Source organism: Kitasatospora setae KM-6054 (genome assembly GCF_000269985.1).
Classification (GTDB): Bacteria; Actinomycetota; Actinomycetes; order Streptomycetales; family Streptomycetaceae; genus Kitasatospora; species Kitasatospora setae.
Window position 1 is genome coordinate 6,862,152 of sequence record NC_016109.1, and the last position, 17,310, is coordinate 6,879,461.

Sequence of the window (17,310 nt, forward strand, 5' to 3'; positions counted from 1 at the left end):
CCCCTTCCTCGTCCTTTCTCCCCGTCCTCCGCCGGTGCCGTCCGGACGGCGCTTCAGCGTGCCGGGCCGATCCCCTCGGGCAGGCCGGCCAGCACGAAGGCCACGGCCTCCTCCGGCGTCTCGAAGCGGGCGAGCACCTCGTGCCCGTCCCGTACGGCGTAGGACCCCTCGTAGCTCGGCCAGATCATCGGCCCGACCCCGGTCAGGCGCCGGTTCGCCGTGGTGCTGGTGGAGAACCAGAGGTTGCCGTGGCTGGTCACCGGCATCAGCCGGCGGAGCACCGGCCGGGCGTACGCCGCCGCCACCAGCGCCCGGGCACGCACGAAGCGGTTCATCGGCGGAGTGTGGAAGCGGTCCAGCAGGCGGCACCACGCCAGTTCGACGGTGTCCAGCGGCTCCCGCTCGTGCGCGAGGGCCCAGGGGCGGAACTCGACGAACGGGGCCCGCGCCCTGGTCTCCGCGAGCCCCGCCCCACCGGCCCAGGCCGCCAGTGCGCGGACCAGCTCGGCCGGATCGGCGGTCGACCCGGCGGCCAGCCGCAGGCCGCCGCTCCGGAGGTGCACCCAGTAGGCCCGCCGCCGCTCGTCGTCCGCACTCACCCGCATCCCCCGGTCGAGTCCCGCGACGACGTACACGGCCAGACCGTCCCACAGCTCCTCCGGCTCGGGCAGCACGATCCCGAGGCCCGCGGCGGCCCGCAGCAGCACCTCCCCGAGCGTCACGCCGTCCCCGCCGTCCCCCGCCTCGAAGTCCATCCCGCCAGTATCCCGCCGGGCGCCTCCCTCCGGTGCTGTGCCTGCGGTCCGGTACCGTCACCCGGCCCCGCCACACTCCCCGGCCACCGCGCCGATCGGCGACGGGGCGCCAAGGCCAGGGGAAAGCGGGTACGGACCGATGGGACGATGGAGCGGACTCGGCAAGGCCGCACTGGCACTGCTGATCCTCGGGCTGCTGCTCCCGCTGGGCGGCGTCGGCTACGCGCTGGCGCTCCAGCCGCGGACGTTCACGCTGTCGGCCGGCAACATGGCCCCGACCTACCAGCCCGGCCAGCGCCTCCTCACCTACGGTGTCGACTCCCGGGACGTCCGGCGCGGCGACGTGGTGGTCTTCACCGCCACCACCCAGGAGGACCCGGTGCCCGGGCCGCACTTCGGCCGGGTGATCGGCCTCGGCGGCGACCGGGTCGCGCAGTGCGGTGACCAGCCGGTCCAGTTGAACGGCGCCCCGCTGAACGAGCCCTACCTGTACGGAGGCGAGCCCAACGGCGTCCGCTGCTTCGACACCACCGTCCCGTCCGGGCAGATGTTCGTGATGGGCGACCACCGGGCCAACTCGATGGACTCCCGGCTGCGCGGCACCTACCCGGTCACCAGCGTGGTCTCCCGCGACGCCGCCCACCACGGCGCGCTGCTCACCATCGGCACCCTGTTCCTCGTCGGCCTGCCGCTCCTCCCGGTCTCCCTGCTGCTCGCCCTGCTGGCCCGCCGCCGCCGGAACAAGACCGGCCCGCAGCCCGCCGGTTACCCGGAGTGGGTGATGAACGGGCCGCCGCCCGCTGGGAGTTGATTCTCCGGAAGTCGGCTCTCCGGAAGGCGACCCGCCGGGGGCTTCCCTCCCGCCGGTTGTCGGTGGCGTCGCCTACGCTCGCGCCCATGCGAGCATCAGGCACCTTCACCGTCCAGGAGTTCACCCCCGCGCCCGTCCCCGCCGGGGAGGTCGTGACCGCCAGCGGGGTCGGCGTCGCCACCATGCGCAAGGAGTTCCGGGGCGAGCTGGAGGGCCGCTCCGACACCCTGTTCACCTCGGCCTTCGACCACGCCGCGGGCGTCGGCACCTACCTGGCGATGGAGTCGTTCGCCGGGGCGCTGCACGGCGCGGCGGGCAGCTTCAACTTCGCGCACTCCGCGACCACCCTCGGCACCGCCCGGGACGACGAGTACTTCGTCATCGTCCCGGGCAGCGGCACCGGCGCCCTCGCGGGCATCACCGGCACCGGCGGCATCGAGGTCGACGCGGACGGCACCCACCGGATCCGCCTCGACTACGAACTGCCCTCCGCCTGACCGGAGTCACTCCGCCTCGCGGGCCCAGGCGCAGAGCACCGGGACGCACCGCTCGGCGAAGTACTCGTAGTCCGCGGCGGTGTTGTACACGTGCGTGGAGAGCCGGTAGTAGCCGGTGCCGCCGAAGCTGGTGAACGCCGCCTCCACCCCGAACTCCCGGGCCAGCCGGTCGCGCAGGGCGTCGGCCTCCAGCCGGGTGCGGCCCAGGCCGGCCGGGAGCTTCACCAGGCGCAGCGCGTTCACCGGCGAGCCGACCTCGGCCGCGGCCGGCTCGCCGGTCGCGTCGGTGACCGCCGCCCCGATCAACTGCTCGGCGTAGTCGGCGAGTTCGCCCATGTAGCGGCGGGCCTCGGCCCAACCCCACTGCCGCTCGACGAAGTCCAGCGCGGTCGGTGCGGCCAGGTAGCCGGTGACGTCCAGTGTGCCCTGGGTGTCGAAGCGCTCCGGGAACGGCTCCTCGGCGCCCCAGGAGTCGATCAACGGGTAGAGCGCGTGCCGGAGTTCGCCGCGGGCGACCAGCGCGGCGGTGCCGCGCGGCGCGCAGCCGAACTTGTGCAGGTTGCCCACCCAGGCGTCGCAGTCCGCCCCGGCCAGCGGGTCCTCGTCCAGGCCGGGCACGTGCGCGGCGTCGACCAGCAGCGTGATGCCGCGCTCGCGGGCGAACGCGCCGACCAGGTCGACCGGGAGGTAGCGGGCGGTCGCGGAGGTGATCCGGTCCAGCACGATCAGCGCCGTCCGCTCGGTCACCGCCCCGATCACCGCCGCCGCGGCCTCCTCCGGGGAGGCCGCCAGCGGCACGTGCGCGGTGCGCACCGCCCCGCCCCAGCGCCGGGCCAGCCGGGCCGCGCCCATGGTGACCGCCCCGTAGCCGTGGTCGGTGACCAGCACCTCGCCGCCCGGCCGGTGCGGCAGGCTGCCGTAGACGGCGCTCGCCCCGGCGCTGGCGTTCGGCACCAGCGCGGTGAACTCGGCCGGGACCCGCAGGAATTCGGCGATCGCGGCGCGCGCGGCGGCGACCTTCCGGGGCAGCGCGGGGAACCAGACCACCGGCGAGGCGTCCATCTCCTCGCGCAGCCGCTGCTGCTCGCGCTGCGCGACCACCGGCACCGCGCCGAACGAACCGTGGTTCAGGTGCCGCATCCCCGGGTCGAGCGACCAGCCCGCGGCGGCGGGACGCCCGTCCGGGAGCAGCAGGGGCTTGGGGGCGACGGCGGTGGCCACGGCGATGCTCTCCGATCCGGCCGGACGCGACGCTGCCCCGGCCTGCGCAGATCCTGACACAGCCGCCACCCGGCCCGACCGGCGGGCGTCAGGCGGCGGTCACGGCCGGACGGCGCCCACGTACGGCATCACGTCCAGGTCGACGATCTGGACGTTCTTGCCGGTGCGCGGGGCGTGCAGCAGTTTGCCGTTGCCGACGTAGATGCCGACGTGGTGCAGGTCGGCGTAGTAGAAGACCAGGTCGCCGGGCTGGAGGTCGGCGCGGGCGACGTGCTTGCCGGCGTTCCACTGGTCCTGGGTGACGCGGGGGAGGCTGACGCCGCCGGCCCGGTAGGCCATCTGGGTCAGGCCGGAGCAGTCGAAGGAGTTCGGGCCCTCGGCGCCCCACTGGTAGGGCTTGCCGATCTGGGCGTAGGCGTAGTCGAGGATCGCCTTGGTCTGGCCGGAGGCGGGCCCGTCGTACGTCTGGCCGCGGGCCGAACTCCGGGACGCGGCGGGGGAGTCGTCGCCGAGGACGCGGGCCCGGTCGGCGGCCTTCAGGCCGGCCAGGATCCGGCTCGCCTCGTTCAGCTTGTCCTGGACCTCGGCCTTCTTGGCGCTGATGGTGCTGCGGGCCTGTTCCAGTTCGGCGAGCTTGTCGGCGGTCTCGGCCCGTTCCTGGTCGATCGAGCGCTGCAGCCGCAGCGCGTCGCGCAGCGCCGCGGCCTGCCGGTCGCCCGCCAGGTCCTGGAGCCCGGCCTGCTGGAGGTACTCGTCGGGGGAGGCGCTGAGCATCAGCCGGACGCTCGGGTCGATGCCGCTGGTGCGGTACTGCTCGGCGGCGATCGCGCCCAGCGTCTCCTGGAACTCGACGATCTTCTGCTGCTGCCCGGCGAGCCGGTCCTGGAGCCTGCCGGCCTCGTCCTGGAGCTGCTTGGCCCGTTCGTCGACCTTGTTGTACTGCTCGGTGGCGGCCTCGGCCTGCTCGTACAGGCCGTCGACCTTGGCCTTGACCTGGTCGATGCTCGGCGCGGGTTCGGCGCCGGCGGTGGCGGCGGGCAGCAGGGCGGCGGCTCCGGCGGCGGCGCCGAGCACGGCGGTCCTGGCGCGTCCGGCCGGTCGGGGGCGGCGGTGCGTTCCCATCGGCTGCGCTCTCTCCTCGGGGTCGGGCACGGGCACGGGCGCCGGCACCATCTACGAGATAACTTAGTAGTTAAGTAGAAGGACCGGCAAGGCGCCCCCCGCCCACTACGATGAGCGCGGCAACCAGCAGGGGCAGCGGGGAAGGGCGGGACGGACGGTGCGCGGACTCGGCGACCTGGAGGCGGAGATCATGGACCGCCTGTGGACCTGGGGCCGCCCGGCCACCGTCCGCGAGATCGTCGACGACCTCAACCGCACCCGGCCGCTCGCCTACACCACCGTCATGACGGTCGCCGACATCCTGCACCGCAAGGGCCTGCTGCGCCGCGAGAAGTCCGGCCGGGCCTGGAGCTACCGGCCCGCCTCCACCCGCGAGGCGTACAGCGCCGCCCTGATGCGCGAGGTGCTCGGCGAGAGCCCCAACCCCACCGGCGCGCTCGCGCACCTGGTCGAACAGCTCACCCCCGAGGAGCTCGCCGCGCTGCGCAGCGCCATCGACTCGGTCGGCGGCCCGGGCCGGGAACAGCCCGGGGACGGCCCCCGGTGACGGCGGCCCTCGCGCTGCTCGGCTACGCGCTGCTGGTCGGGGTGCTCGCCCCGCTGCCGCTGGCCCGCTCCCGCTGGGCGCACCGCGCGCCCCGGCTGGCCGTCGCGCTCTGGCAGGCGCTCGCGCTGTCCTACACCACCGCGCTGGTGCTGGCCGCCCACCACCTCGCGGTGCCCGGCGGCCACCTGCACCTCGGCCTGGCCGGGCTGCTGCACGTCTGCGGCGTCGAGCACCCCGGCGCGCTCGCCTCCGGCGGCACCTGGCGGCTGCTGCCGCCCGCCGCCGTCGCGCTCTGGCCGCTGGGCCGGCTCGCCGCCGCGCTGGCCCGCACCGCCCGGCAGCGCCGCCGCCACCGCACCGTCCTCGACCTGGTCGCCGCCCGGGACGCCGGCCTCGGCGCGCACGTCCTCGACCACGACACCCCCGCCGCGTACTGCCTGCCCGGCCGGCGCGCCCGGATCGTGCTCACCCGCGGCGCCCTGGAACTGCTCACCGACCGCCAGCTGGCCGCCGTCCTCGCCCACGAGCGGGCGCACGTGGCCGGCCGCCACCACCTGGCCCGGACCGCCGCGGACGCGTTCGCCGCCGCGTTCCCGTTCCTCCCGCTGGCCCGCCTCGGCGCCCGGGAGACCCCGCTGCTGCTGGAGATGGCCGCCGACGACCGGGCCGTCCGCCGCCACCCGCGCGCCGTGCTGGCCGCCGCCATGTACCGGGTCGCCGACGGCCAGGTCCCGCGCGCCGCGTTCGCCGCGGGCGGCCCCGCCGCGCTGCTGCGGGTCCGCCGCCTGCTCGCCCCCGCCGCCGCCCCGCACCCCGCGCTGCGGGCCGCCGCCGCGCTCGCCTCGGCCGCCGCCCCGGTGCTGCCGCTGCTGCTCACCTGCGGGCCGGTGCTGCCCTGAGCCAACGCGCGGCCGCCCGCCCCGGACGACGGTCCGGGACGGGCGGTTCACGAGGTCGCGACCGTCAGGCCAGCGGCTGCGGCCTGATCAGCGCGAACGGCGCGCCCTGCGGGTCGGCGACCACCGTCATCCGGCCCGCCGCCATGTCGAACGGCGGCGCCAGCACCGTCCCGCCCCGCTTGACCAGGGCGTCCACCGTCGAGTCCACGTCGTCGACCGCGAAGTACGTCAGCCAGTGCGCCGGGGTGCCGGGCGGGTCGTTGGCCAGCAGGGTGACCCCGCCGACCGCCCGGCCGCCGACCCGCAGCTCCCAGTACGAGTCCGCGCCGTCCAGCGGCTCGATCTCGATGCCGAACGCCTCGCCGTAGAACGCGGTCGCGGCCGGCACGTCACTGGTGTGCAGCTCGTTCCAGGTCAGCGCGCCGGCCTCGTTGACGACCCGCGCGCCGAAGAACTCGCCCGGCTGCCACACGCCGAACACCGCGCCCTGCGGGTCGGCCGCGACCAGCATCCGGCCCAGGTCCCCGACGTCCACGGTCGGGACGATCAGCGCGCCGCCGGCCCGGACGATCGCCTCCTGGGTGGCCTGCGCGTCGGTGGTCGCCAGGTAGCTGGTCCACACGGTCGGCGGCTCCGGCGCGCCCTCCGGCGCCATCGCCGGACCGATGCCGGCGACGGCCCGGCCGTTCAGCTCGCAGACCGCGTACCCGCCGAACTCGGCCGGGCCGGGCTGCCCCTGCCAGCCGAGCAGGTCGCGGTAGAAGTCCAGCGCCGCCTGCTGGTCCTTCGCCATCAGATCGACCCAGCACGGGGTGCCGGTCGCGTACGGGGTGGTGACTTCGGGCATTTTTTCGCTCTTTCCGGTTCGGGTCATCCGGTGCGTCCCCCGCCAGCCACCCTCCCGGCCCGCCCCCGCTCCCGCCACCGGGGCGGGCCCGCGCCCCCGCTCCCGCCCGCGCCGCCGCCCCCGGCGGGTCCCCCGTTCGGCCGCAGCCCCCACTCGGCCCGGGCCGCGAGCAGAACCGGCCCGGGCCCGGTCCTCAGGACCGGGTCAGGGCGATCAGCGCGATGTCGTCGGCGAGCTGGTGGGTCCAGTCGCGGACGTCCTCGGCGAGGTCGTCGACCAGGCGGCCCGGGTCGGTGGCGCGCAGGGCGGCGAGGCGCTCGCCGAGGGGGTAGAACTCGCCGGAGGAGTTGCGGGCCTCGCTGAGGCCGTCCGTGTGCAGCAGCAGGGCCGAGCCGTCCGGCAGGGCCAGCGGGGTCGGGGCGGGGGAGGGGCCGAGGCCGAGCGCGCCGAGGCCGAGCGGGAGCAGGGCCGGGACGGGCGTGGTGCGGACGCCGTCCGGGCCGATCCGCAGCGGGGCGAGGTGCCCGCAGTTGACCACCTCGACCTGCGCGCCGCCGTCCCGGTGCTGGAGCAGCAGCGCCGTCGCGAACAGCTCCTCGTCGCCGCGGGCCGCCGCCAGCCGGGCCAGCTGCCGGTCCAGCCGGGCGGCCAGCTCGCCCAGGTCGGCGGTCTCGTGCGCCTGTGAGCGGAAGCAGCCCAGCAGCTCGGTGACGGTCTGCACGGCCTGCAGGCCCTTGCCCCGGACGTCCCCGATCAGCACCCGGGTGCCGTGCGGGGTGCGCACCGCCTCGAAGAAGTCGCCGCCGACCCCGGTGCCCGCCGTCGCCGGCTGGTAGTGCCCGACCAGCCGCAGCTCGCCCAGCCGCCCCGGGATCGGGTGCAGCACCGCCTGCTGGAGGGCGACCTCGTTCGCCCGGACGCGGGCCAGCCGCTCCGACTGCTGGCGCCGGCTCCACGCCACCAGGCCCATCGCCGCGCCCACCGCCAGCGCCGCCACCGCCGCCCCCGGACGGTCCGCGACCCGGTCGCCCGCCAGCGCGACCAGCAGCAGGTGCTGCAACCCGGCCGCGCCCGCCACCGTCAGCGACACCACCGGCCGGCCCAGCAGCATCGCCACCAGCGCCACCACGCCGCAGGACACCCACAGCACCGTCTCCAGCTCCCGGCGGCTGGCCTCGCCGGTCAGCAGCGAGGTACTGCCCGGCACGGCCTGCGCCAGCACCCCGCCGAACAGGATCGCCGCCGGGTACAGCGCCGACGCCGCCGCCCGCCGCTGCCGGGGCAGCGCCGCCAGGAAACCGGCCAGGTACGGGATCTGCGCGACCACCAGGCCGAAGCCCACCAGCGTCGAGACCGCGCCCGCCACCAGCGCCGCCTGCCCGGCCCCCGCCGGCAGGAAGTGCAGCGTCGCCAGGCCCACCGCGGCCAGCGGCAGGCCCAGCGAGGAACCGGTCAGCGGCGTCAGCCGCCAGTGCCGGGCCACCAGCCCGGCCCCCAGCATGCCCAGCCCGTACCCCGACATCGCCAGCGTCACGTGCGCGAGCGTCACGCCGCGCTGCAACAGCAGCACCGGGGCGGTCGCCATCAGCCCGAGCTGGGCGAAACCCAGCGTCGCGCCCGCCGCCACCGCCCCGCCCGCCGCGCGGGCCGGCACCCCGAGCGCCGGCCGGCCCGGCCGCCGCCGCGCCAGCCGCACCGTCCGCACCCGGCACACCGCGAGCAGCACCGCCGCCGCGCACAACAGCACCCCCACCAGCGGGTCCGACCAGTCCCGCAGCGGGCCCAGCTCCAGCCCCGCCACGCCCAGCAGCGCCGCCAGCGCCACCCCCGGACCGCACACCGGCGCCACCGGCACCGAGGACCGCGGCAGGTGCTCGCGCGGCAGCAGCCGGAACGAGACCAGCAGCAGCAGCCCGGCCGCCGCCGGGAGCACCGACTCGCCGAGCCGCCAGCCCGCCACCGCGTCGATCCGCACCGCGACGTTCGCGCCCAGCACGAACGCCGTCGCCACCCCCGCGATCGCCCCGCCCACCACCCGGGTGATCCGGCCCGGCAGGTTCAGCACCGGGACGGACGCCAGCGCGGCGATCAGCACCCCGGCCGAACCGGCGTCCTCCACCGTCCGCCCCAGCAGGTACGTCCAGGGCCGCTGCGCCGAGACCGCGACGGCCCCGCCCGCCACCATCACCCCCAGCGCCCACCGCAGCACCCGGGGCCACCCCCACACGTCCACCGCCCGCCCCGCCACCAGGAACGCCGCCAGCATCGCCAGCGCCGACCCCAGCTGCGCCGCGACCGTCTCCCCCCGCCCCAACCCGAACTCCGCCATCGCCCCGGCCGCCGTCGCCCCGCGCAGCAGCGGCAGCAGCACGCACAGCGAGGCGGCGGCCACGAGCAGCAGTCGGACGGCGCGCCGGGGGGTGCCGGTCACGGGGGTCTCCTTCGGCAGGTCTGTGGACAGCAAGGCTTTCAGAGACCCCGAGCGACCAGAAGGGAAGAAGGTCACATAAGTCATATTTATCGCTTATCGGACATCTGCCAAGCACCGGCCTCCGAATCCGCCCGGGGGCGGCTGCCTGCGGCGGGCTCGCGGGGCGGAGGGGAGTGGGGAGGACGTCTGCCAAGCACCGGCCTCCGAATCCGCCCGGGGGCGGCTGCCTGCGGCGGGCTCGCGGGGTGGAGGGGGTGGGGAGGACATCTCCAAGCACCGGCCTTCGAGCGGCCCGGGGGCGGCCGCCTGCGGCGGGCTCGCGAGGCGGAGGGGGGAGGGTATCTGCCCAAGCGCGGCCTTCGAACCGCCCGGGGGCGGCCGCCTGCGGCGGGCCTGCCGTTCCGCCGATCGCCCTGTCGCCCGTTCTGCGGCTTTGCCGTCCCGCCACCTCGCCGTCCAGCCGCCCCGGAGGGGCCTGTGTGGGGGGGTCTGTCCGGTGGGTGGAATGCGTGGTGGGGGGCGGGGGCGGGTGGCTAGCGTGGCGGGTCGTTGACGGATCGTCACCCGTGGAGGGCCGCGCTTTGATGCTCACGACCGAATCCCATCCCGCCGTGCTGGCCGCGCTCGCGGAGGAGTGCGCGGCGCTCGGCTTCGCGATGTCGTGCGACCTGACGACGGGGCGGCTGCTGCGGACGCTCGCGGCGGCCCGCCCCGGCGGGCGGGTGCTGGAGCTGGGGACGGGGGCCGGGGTGGGGACGAGCTGGCTGCTGAGCGGAATGGACCCGACGGCCCGGCTGACCAGCGTGGAGCTGGACGCCGAGGTGGCGGCGGTGGCGGCCGGGCGGCTGGGGGCGGACCCGCGGCTGGAGCTGGTGGTGGGGGACGGGGCGGAGCTGATCGACGCGCTGGAGCCGGGCGGCTTCGACCTGGTCTTCGCGGACACCTGGCCGGGCAAGTTCCACCACCTGGACCAGGCGCTGGCCCTGCTCGCCCCGGGCGGCACGTACCTGATCGACGACCTGCTGCCGCAGCCGACCTGGCCGGACGACCACGCCGCGGCCGTCGTGGCGCTGGTCGAGCGGCTGACCGGCGATCCCGGCCTGCACGCCACCTACCTGGACTGCTCGACCGGCCTGCTGCTGGCCACCCGCCGCCCGTAGGCCGTCGGGGGGACGGCGGGCGTGGTGGCCGGTGCGGGCGGCGGGCCGGCCCCTACGGTGGCCGCCATGTGGCAGGACATGTTCGACGCGGGGATCTCGTACGGCGAGAAGGCGGCCCGCACGGTGCTGGTCTACCTGGCGCTGCTGGTGCTGCTGCGGCTGATCGGCAAGCGCGGGCTGGCGCAGCTGAACACCTTCGACCTGGTGGTGATGCTGCTGCTGTCGAACGTGGTGCAGAACGCGGTGATCGGGAACGACAACTCGGTCTCCGGCGGCCTGTTCGGGGCGGTGGTGCTGCTGCTCGCGGACTGGGTGATGGTGCGGCAGGCGGCCCGCCGGGACTGGTTCAACCGGCTGTTGAACGGGACGCCGACGGTGCTGGCCCGGGACGGGGTGTACGACCGGCGGACGATCGTCCGGCAGGGGATCAGGACCGGGGACCTGGACGTGGCGGTCCGGCAGCAGGGCGGCGACGCGGTCGAGGAGACCTCGCTGATCGTGCTGGAGCCGGGCGGGACGCTGCTGGTGGAGCTGAAGGCCGGTGACCAGGTCGCGGACAAGGACGACGTGGCGGCGCTGCGGGCCGCGCTGGCCGCGATCGAGGCCCGGCTGCCCCCGGCCGGCTGAGCGGGCGGGGGTGGCCGGGCGGTTTATACCGGTTCGGGGTGATCGTCGGACGATATTGACGAATCCTTAACGGCCCCCTTGCGCCCGCCCCGAGCCTTCGATTCGATCACCAAAAGCGCCCCCCATCTGCGGAAACAGGGAAAATCCGACAGTCTGACAGGCTGGTTGCCAAGTCGGCGGGGCCACATACGCTCCCGTGCTGTGTTCAACCTCCCCCAGGCGCTCAAGCGCCTCCTGATCGGCCGCGCCATGCGCAGCGAGGAACTCGGCGAGACCCTGCTGCCCAAGCGGCTGGCGCTGCCGATCTTCGCCTCCGACCCGCTCTCCTCGGTCGCCTACGCGACCGGCGAGATCCTGCTGGTGCTCACCGTCGGCGGCACCGCGTTCCTGTACCTGACGCCGTGGATCGCGCTCGGCGTGGTCGGCCTGATGGCGGTGGTGGTGCTGTCCTACCGGCAGGTGGTGCACGCCTACCCGTCCGGCGGCGGCTCGTACGAGGTGGTGTCGCGCAACCTCGGGGCGAACTCGGGGCTGGTGGTGGCGGCCTCGCTGCTGGTCGACTACGTGATGACGGTCGCGGTGTCGGTGGCCTCCGGGGTGGACAACATCATCTCGGCGTTCGGCTCGCTGGCCGGGCACCGGGTCGCGCTGGCGCTGGCCTTCGTGGTGCTGCTGGCCGCGGTGAACCTGCGCGGCATGCGCGAGTCGGGGCGGGCGTTCGCCGCGCCGACGTACCTGTTCATCGGCGCGATCCTGCTGATGGTGGTGACCGGCCTGGTCCGGCTGGCGTTCGGCGACAGCCCGCAGGCGCCGACCGCGCACCTGGGGATCGACCCGGAGGGCGGCAAGGACGCGCTGCAGGGCCTGGGGCTGCTGATGCTGGGCCTGCGCGCCTTCGCCTCCGGCTGCACCGCGCTGACCGGCGTCGAGGCGATCTCCAACGGCGTGCCCGCGTTCCGGGCGCCGAAGTCCCGCAACGCGGCGGCCACGATGGCGGTGATGGGCGTCGTCGCGGTGGTGATGTTCGCCGGCGTCACGCTGCTCGCGCTGACCTCGCACGTGCACTACGTCGAGGACGCCTGCCAGCTGACCGGCCTGGCCGGGGACTGCCACGCCTACACCCAGCAGACCGTGATCGCCCAGCTCGCCGCGAGCGTCTTCGGCGGCTCGGACAGCGTGCTGTTCTACGCCGTGCAGGCGGTCACCGCGCTGGTGCTGATCCTGGCCGCGAACACCGCGTTCAACGGCTTCCCGCTGCTGGCCTCGATCCTGGCCCAGCACCGCTACCTGCCCCGGCAGATGCACACCCGGGGCGACCGGCTGGCGTTCTCCAACGGCATCATCGCGCTGGCCATGGTGGCCGGGGCGCTGCTCTGGTTCTACCAGGCGGACGTCACCAGCCTGATCCACCTGTACATCCTGGGCGTCTTCACCTCCTTCACGCTCTCCCAGATCGGCATGGTCCGGCACTGGAACCGCGCGCTGGCCGCCGAGCCGGCCCCGGCGGCCCGGGCGGCCGCCCGGCGCTCCCGGGCGATCAACGGGCTGGGCGCCGTCACCACCGCGCTGGTGCTGGTGATCGTGCTGATCACCAAGTTCACCCAGGGCGCCTGGCTGGCCGTGGTCGCGGCGCTGCTGCTCTGGCTGACCATGCGCGGCATCCGCCGGCACTACGACGCCGTCGCCGCCGAGCTGGCCGTCACGGACGACGAGGGGGCGGCGACCCCGGCCCGGCCCCGGCAGGTGCACGCCGTGCTGCTGGTCTCCAAGCTGCACAAGCCCACCCTGCGCGCGCTCGGCTACGCGGAGGCGTTCCGGCCCGACACGCTGGAGGCCGTGACGGTGGACGTCGAGCCGGAGGCCACCGCCGAGCTGCGCGCCCAGTGGGACGGCAGCGGTCCCGACGTGCCGCTGCGGGTGCTGGACTCGCCGTTCCGGGAGATCACCAAGCCGGTGGTCGCGCACGTGCGCGCGCTGACCGCCGCCCGGCCCGGCGACGCGGTGGCGGTCTTCATCCCGGAGTACGTGGTCGGCCACTGGTGGGAGAACCTGCTGCACAACCAGTCCGCGCTCTGGCTGAAGAGCCGGCTGCTGTTCACCCCCGGCGTGATGGTGATCTCGGTACCCTGGCAGCTGACCTCGGCCACCCGCGCGGACCGACCCGCCCGGCGGGCCCCCGGCGCCGTCCGCCGCGGCGAGCCGACCCGGGGCCGCTGACCGGAACCGGGCGGCCGGACGGCCAATCGAAGAAGGCGGGGGTGTGAACAGTGGGTGAACTCCCGGAGTACGACGGCGTGTCGGGCGTCTGACGGACCGTCAGGTCGAACACCCGCCCGACCCCCGCAACCTGCCCCGCAGCGGCGCGAGCTGACGACCGGTCGGCTCGCGCCGCCCGTTTCCGCCCCCGCCCGCGGGGGCCCCGCGCGCCCCCGCCTCCGGCTCCGCACCCGCCCCGACCGGTAAACTTGCCCAGGTTGTCTCGCTTTCGACGCCTTCGACGGACCGCTTTCGACCGGCCGCCGGGGACCCCAGGACGAGGACCGCCGCTGCCATGACCACCGCCCCCGCCACCGCGCTGTTCCGCGCCCAGGACGCGCCCGCCCCGCGCACCCTGGTCGACCTGCTGGCGGCCACCGCCGCCGCCCACCCGCAGGAGCCGGCGCTGGACGACGGGCGCGAGACGCTCGGCTACGCCGCGCTGCTCACCGAGGTCGAGCGGGTCCGCCGCCACCTCGCCAAGGCGGGCGTCGGCCTCGGCGACCGGGTCGGCGTCCGGGTCCCGTCCGGCGGCAACCAGCTGTACGTGGCGATCCTGGCGGTGCTCGCCGCGGGCGCCGCGTACGTGCCGGTCGACTTCGAGGACCCGGACGAGCGGGCCGAGCTGGTCTTCGGCGAGGCCGACGTGAACGCCGTGATCGGCGCCGACTACGCCCTCGACCGGGTCAAGCCGTCCGGGCACGACGCCGGGCCGCCCGACCCGGAGCACGACGCCTGGATCATCTTCACCTCCGGCTCCACCGGCAAGCCCAAGGGCGTCGCCGTCACCCACCGCAGCGCCGCCGCGTTCGTCGACGCCGAGGCCGCGATGTTCCTCCGGGACGAGCCGATCGGCCCCGGCGACCGGGTGATGGCCGGCCTGTCGGTCGCCTTCGACGCCTCCTGCGAGGAGATGTGGCTGGCCTGGCGGCACGGCGCCTGCCTGGTGCCCGTCCCGCGCGCGCAGGTCCGCTCCGGCGCCGACCTCGGCCCCTGGCTGGCCGAGCAGGAGATCACCGTCATCTCCACCGTCCCGACGCTGGCCGCGCTCTGGCCCGCCGAGGCGCTGGACGAGGTCCGGCTGCTGATCTTCGGCGGCGAGGCGTGCCCGCCCGAACTCGCCGAACGCCTGGTCACCGAGGGCCGCGAGGTGTGGAACACCTACGGCCCCACCGAGGCCACCGTGGTCGCCTGCGGCGCCCTGCTGACCGGCCGGGCCCCGATCCGGATCGGCCTGCCGCTGGACGGCTGGGAGCTCGCCGTCGTCGACGAGGCCGGCGATCCGGTCCCGATGGGCGGCAGCGGCCAGCTGGTGATCGGCGGCGTCGGCCTGGCCCGCTACCTCGACCCCGCCAAGGACGCCGAGAAGTACGCCCCGCTCGAATCCCTCGGCTGGGAGCGCGCCTACCGCTCCGGCGACCTGGTCCGCGCCGAACCCGAGGGCCTGGTCTTCCTCGGCCGCGCCGACGAGCAGATCAAGCTCGGCGGCCGGCGGATCGAGCTCGGCGAGGTGGACGCCGCCCTCCAGGCACTGCCCGCCGTCTCCGGCGCGGCCGCCGCCGTCCGCACCGCCCGCGGCGGCAACCAACTGCTGGTCGGCTACCTGGTCGCCCAGGACGGCTTCGACCGGGACGCCGCCGTCGCCCGGCTGCGCGCCGAACTGCCCGCCGCGCTCGTCCCGCTGCTCGCCACCGTCGACCGGCTGCCCACCCGCACCTCCGGCAAGGTCGACCGGGACGCGCTGCCCTGGCCGCTGCCCGAACTGGAGAGCGCCGGGCCCGCCGAACAGCTCTACGGCACCGAGGCGTGGCTCGCCGAGCAGTGGGCGCGGATCCTCGGCGCCCCGCCCCGCGGCGCCGGCGACGACTTCTTCGCGATCGGCGGCGGCTCGCTCGCCGCCGCCCAGCTCACCACCCTGCTGCGCGCCCGCTACCCGGCTGCCTCCGTCCTCGACATCTACCAGCAGCCCACCCTGCGCAAGCTCGCCCGGCTGCTGGAGAAGTCCGCCCAGGCCGAGGGCCCGGCCCGCGAGGTCGCCCCGACCCCGCGCCGCGCCCAGGCCCTGCAACTGCTGCTGACCCTGCCGCTGGCCACCCTCACCGGCCTGCGCTGGACCCTCGCCCTCGGCGTCCTCGGCACCCTGCTGAACCTGCTCGGCGACTACCCGTGGGCCCCCACCGCGCCCTGGTGGCTGCTGGCCGCCGGCGCCGTCCTGCTGTACTCCGCGCCCGGCCGGCTCGCCCTCGCCGCCGGCGGCGCCCGGCTGCTGCTGCGCGGCACCGGCCCCGGCAGCTACCCGCGCGGCGGCTCCGTCCACCTGCGGCTGTGGACCGCCGAACGGCTCGCCGAGGCGGTCGGCGCCACCGAACTCTCCGGCTCCTGGCTGATCCGCTACGCCCGCGCGCTCGGCTGCCGGGTCGCCCCCGACGTCGACCTGCACGCCCTGCCGCCGGTCACCGGCCTGCTCCGGCTCGGCAAGGGCTGCGCCGTCGAGAACGAGGTCGACCTGTCCGGCTACTGGCTGGACGGCGACCGGCTGGAGATCGGCACGCTGCGGATCGGCGCCGGCGCCGTCGTCGGCACCCGCTCGACCCTGCTGCCCGGCGCCAAGATCGGCAAGCGGGCCGAGATCGCCCCCGGCTCCGGCGTCACCGGCTCCGTCCCCACCGGCCAGCGCTGGGCCGGCGCCCCCGCCGCCAAGACCGGCAAGGCCGAACACGGCTGGCCCAAGCAGCGCCCCCCGCGCACCGCGCGCTGGGCCGCCGCCTACGGCGTCACCGGCTTCGCCCTCACCCTGCTGCCGCTGCTCGCCGCGCTGCCCGCGCTGCTGATCGCCGGACGGTTCGTCCACCAGGGCGACGGCCTCGGCCAGGCCCTGCGCGGCGCCCTGCTCGCCCTCGTCCCCGCCACCCTCGCCTACGGGCTGGCCTACGCCGCCCTCGTGCTGGCCGGCGTCCGGCTGCTCTCCCGCGGCCTGCGCACCGGCTACCACCCGCTGCACGGCCGGGTCGGCTGGCGGGCCTGGACGGTCAGCCAGCTGATGGACCTGGCCCGCCAGACGCTGTTCCCGCTGTACGCCGGACTGATCACCCCGGTCTGGCTGCGGCTGCTCGGCATGCGGATCGGCAAGGGCGCCGAGGTCTCCACCGTGCTCGCGCTGCCCAGCCTCACCAAGGTCGGCGACGGCGCGTTCCTCGCCGACGACACCCTGATCGCCCCGTACGAGCTCGGCGGCGGCTGGGTGCGGATCGGCCGCGCCGAGATCGGCGAACGGGCCTTCCTCGGCAACTCCGGGATGACCGCGCCCGGCCGGGCCGTGCCCGACGGCGGCCTGGTCGGCGTGCTCTCCGCCACCCCGAAGAAGGCCAAGCGCGGCAGCTCCTACCTCGGCATGCCCCCGGTCAAACTGCCCCGGGCCGCCGACACCGCCGACCTCGCCCTCACCTACGAGCCGCCCGCCCGGCTGCGCTGGGCCCGCGGCCTGACCGAACTCGCCCGGATCGTGCCGGTGCTCGCCTCCACCGGCCTCGCCGTGCTCACCGCCGCCGCGCTCTGCGCGCTCGGCCGGCCGCTGCTGTCCGGCCTGGTGCTGCTCGCCGCCGGCCTGGCCGCCTGCCTGGTCTCGGCCGCCGCCAAGTGGCTGCTGGTCGGCCGGTTCCGGGCGGTCGAGCACCCGCTGTGGTCCGGCTTCGTCTGGCGCAACGAGCTCGCCGACACCTTCACCGAGGTGCTCGCCGTGCCCTGGCTGGTCGGCCGCACCGCCGGCACCCCGCTGATGAACCTGTGGCTGCGCGCGCTCGGCGCCCGGATCGGCCGCGGCGTCTGGTGCGAGAGCTACTGGCTGCCCGAGGCCGACCTGGTCACCCTCGGCGACGGCGTCAGCGTCAACCGCGGCTGCGTCCTGCAGACCCACCTCTTCCACGACCGGATCATGAGGCTGGATACTGTGGAACTCCGCGCGGGCTCCACCCTCGGCCCGGGCGGGATCGTGCTGCCCGGCAGCACCGTCGGCGAGCGCTCCACCCTCGGCCCGGCCTCCCTGGTGATGCGTGCCGAGACGGTGCCCGCCGACACCCGCTGGCTCGGCAACCCCATCGAAGCCTGGCAGCAGTGAGCACGTGTCCACCCCCGCGCCAG

At 75.8% G+C, this 17,310-nt stretch carries 13 protein-coding genes; 8 read left to right on the top strand and 5 right to left on the bottom strand.

Annotation, left to right across the window (positions count from 1 at the left end; translation table 11 throughout):
• Nucleotides 1-53: 53 nt before the first annotated feature.
• Nucleotides 54-755, bottom strand: a complete 702-nt coding sequence (locus tag KSE_RS38900) for a DUF6193 family natural product biosynthesis protein (RefSeq protein ID WP_014139162.1) — start codon at nt 753-755, stop codon at nt 54-56.
• A gap of 139 nt (nt 756-894) precedes the next feature.
• Here KSE_RS38900 and lepB point away from each other — a divergent pair, with 139 nt between their 5' ends.
• Together lepB and KSE_RS30190 are read left to right on the top strand one after the other, a co-directional pair.
• The gene (gene lepB / locus KSE_RS30185) at nt 895-1,566 is read left to right on the top strand and encodes a signal peptidase I (RefSeq protein WP_014139163.1); all 672 of its coding nucleotides are present in this window, start codon (nt 895-897) and stop codon (nt 1,564-1,566) included.
• A gap of 86 nt (nt 1,567-1,652) precedes the next feature.
• On the top strand, nt 1,653-2,063 hold the full coding sequence (locus tag KSE_RS30190) for a DUF3224 domain-containing protein (protein ID WP_033257573.1): 411 nt from the start codon (nt 1,653-1,655) through the stop codon (nt 2,061-2,063).
• Nucleotides 2,064-2,069: 6 nt separating this feature from the next.
• Here KSE_RS30190 and KSE_RS30195 read toward each other — a convergent pair whose 3' ends face one another.
• Complete coding sequence (locus tag KSE_RS30195; protein ID WP_014139165.1) at nt 2,070-3,284, bottom strand: aminotransferase class V-fold PLP-dependent enzyme; 1,215 nt, start codon at nt 3,282-3,284, stop codon at nt 2,070-2,072.
• A 99-nt stretch (nt 3,285-3,383) separates the two neighbouring features.
• Nucleotides 3,384-4,406: a C40 family peptidase gene (locus KSE_RS30200; protein ID WP_014139166.1), complete on the bottom strand. Its 1,023-nt coding sequence runs from the start codon at nt 4,404-4,406 to the stop codon at nt 3,384-3,386.
• Between the two features lie 157 nt (nt 4,407-4,563).
• Here KSE_RS30200 and KSE_RS30205 point away from each other — a divergent pair, with 157 nt between their 5' ends.
• Nucleotides 4,564-4,953: a BlaI/MecI/CopY family transcriptional regulator gene (locus KSE_RS30205; protein ID WP_014139167.1), complete on the top strand. Its 390-nt coding sequence runs from the start codon at nt 4,564-4,566 to the stop codon at nt 4,951-4,953.
• Nucleotides 4,950-5,852 carry a M56 family metallopeptidase gene (locus KSE_RS30210; protein WP_014139168.1) on the top strand — a complete coding sequence of 301 codons (903 nt, stop codon included), beginning with the start codon at nt 4,950-4,952 and terminating at the stop codon, nt 5,850-5,852. The genes KSE_RS30205 and KSE_RS30210 overlap by 4 nt, the downstream gene beginning before the upstream one ends.
• A 64-nt stretch (nt 5,853-5,916) precedes the next feature.
• Here the strand turns inward: KSE_RS30210 and KSE_RS30215 are convergent, their stop codons facing one another.
• Together KSE_RS30215 and KSE_RS45980 are read right to left on the bottom strand one after the other, a co-directional pair.
• Nucleotides 5,917-6,699 (bottom strand): VOC family protein, encoded by a 783-nt coding sequence (locus KSE_RS30215; RefSeq protein WP_014139169.1) that lies wholly within the window; start codon nt 6,697-6,699, stop codon nt 5,917-5,919.
• A gap of 193 nt (nt 6,700-6,892) precedes the next feature.
• The gene (locus KSE_RS45980; RefSeq protein WP_051055430.1) at nt 6,893-9,130 is read right to left on the bottom strand and encodes a SpoIIE family protein phosphatase; all 2,238 of its coding nucleotides are present in this window, start codon (nt 9,128-9,130) and stop codon (nt 6,893-6,895) included.
• 584 nt (nt 9,131-9,714) lie between these two features.
• Here KSE_RS45980 and KSE_RS30225 point away from each other — a divergent pair.
• The 4 genes from KSE_RS30225 (at nt 9,715) to KSE_RS30240 (ending at nt 17,287) form a co-directional block, all read left to right on the top strand.
• Nucleotides 9,715-10,290 (top strand): O-methyltransferase, encoded by a 576-nt coding sequence (locus KSE_RS30225; protein ID WP_014139171.1) that lies wholly within the window; start codon nt 9,715-9,717, stop codon nt 10,288-10,290.
• A gap of 66 nt (nt 10,291-10,356) precedes the next feature.
• Nucleotides 10,357-10,917: a DUF421 domain-containing protein gene (locus KSE_RS30230; protein ID WP_014139172.1), complete on the top strand. Its 561-nt coding sequence runs from the start codon at nt 10,357-10,359 to the stop codon at nt 10,915-10,917.
• Nucleotides 10,918-11,166: 249 nt separating this feature from the next.
• Nucleotides 11,167-13,134 carry an APC family permease gene (locus KSE_RS30235; protein ID WP_106438076.1) on the top strand — a complete coding sequence of 656 codons (1,968 nt, stop codon included), beginning with the start codon at nt 11,167-11,169 and terminating at the stop codon, nt 13,132-13,134.
• Nucleotides 13,135-13,468: 334 nt separating this feature from the next.
• Nucleotides 13,469-17,287 carry a Pls/PosA family non-ribosomal peptide synthetase gene (locus KSE_RS30240; RefSeq protein WP_014139174.1) on the top strand — a complete coding sequence of 1,273 codons (3,819 nt, stop codon included), beginning with the start codon at nt 13,469-13,471 and terminating at the stop codon, nt 17,285-17,287.
• Nucleotides 17,288-17,310: the final 23 nt, after the last annotated feature.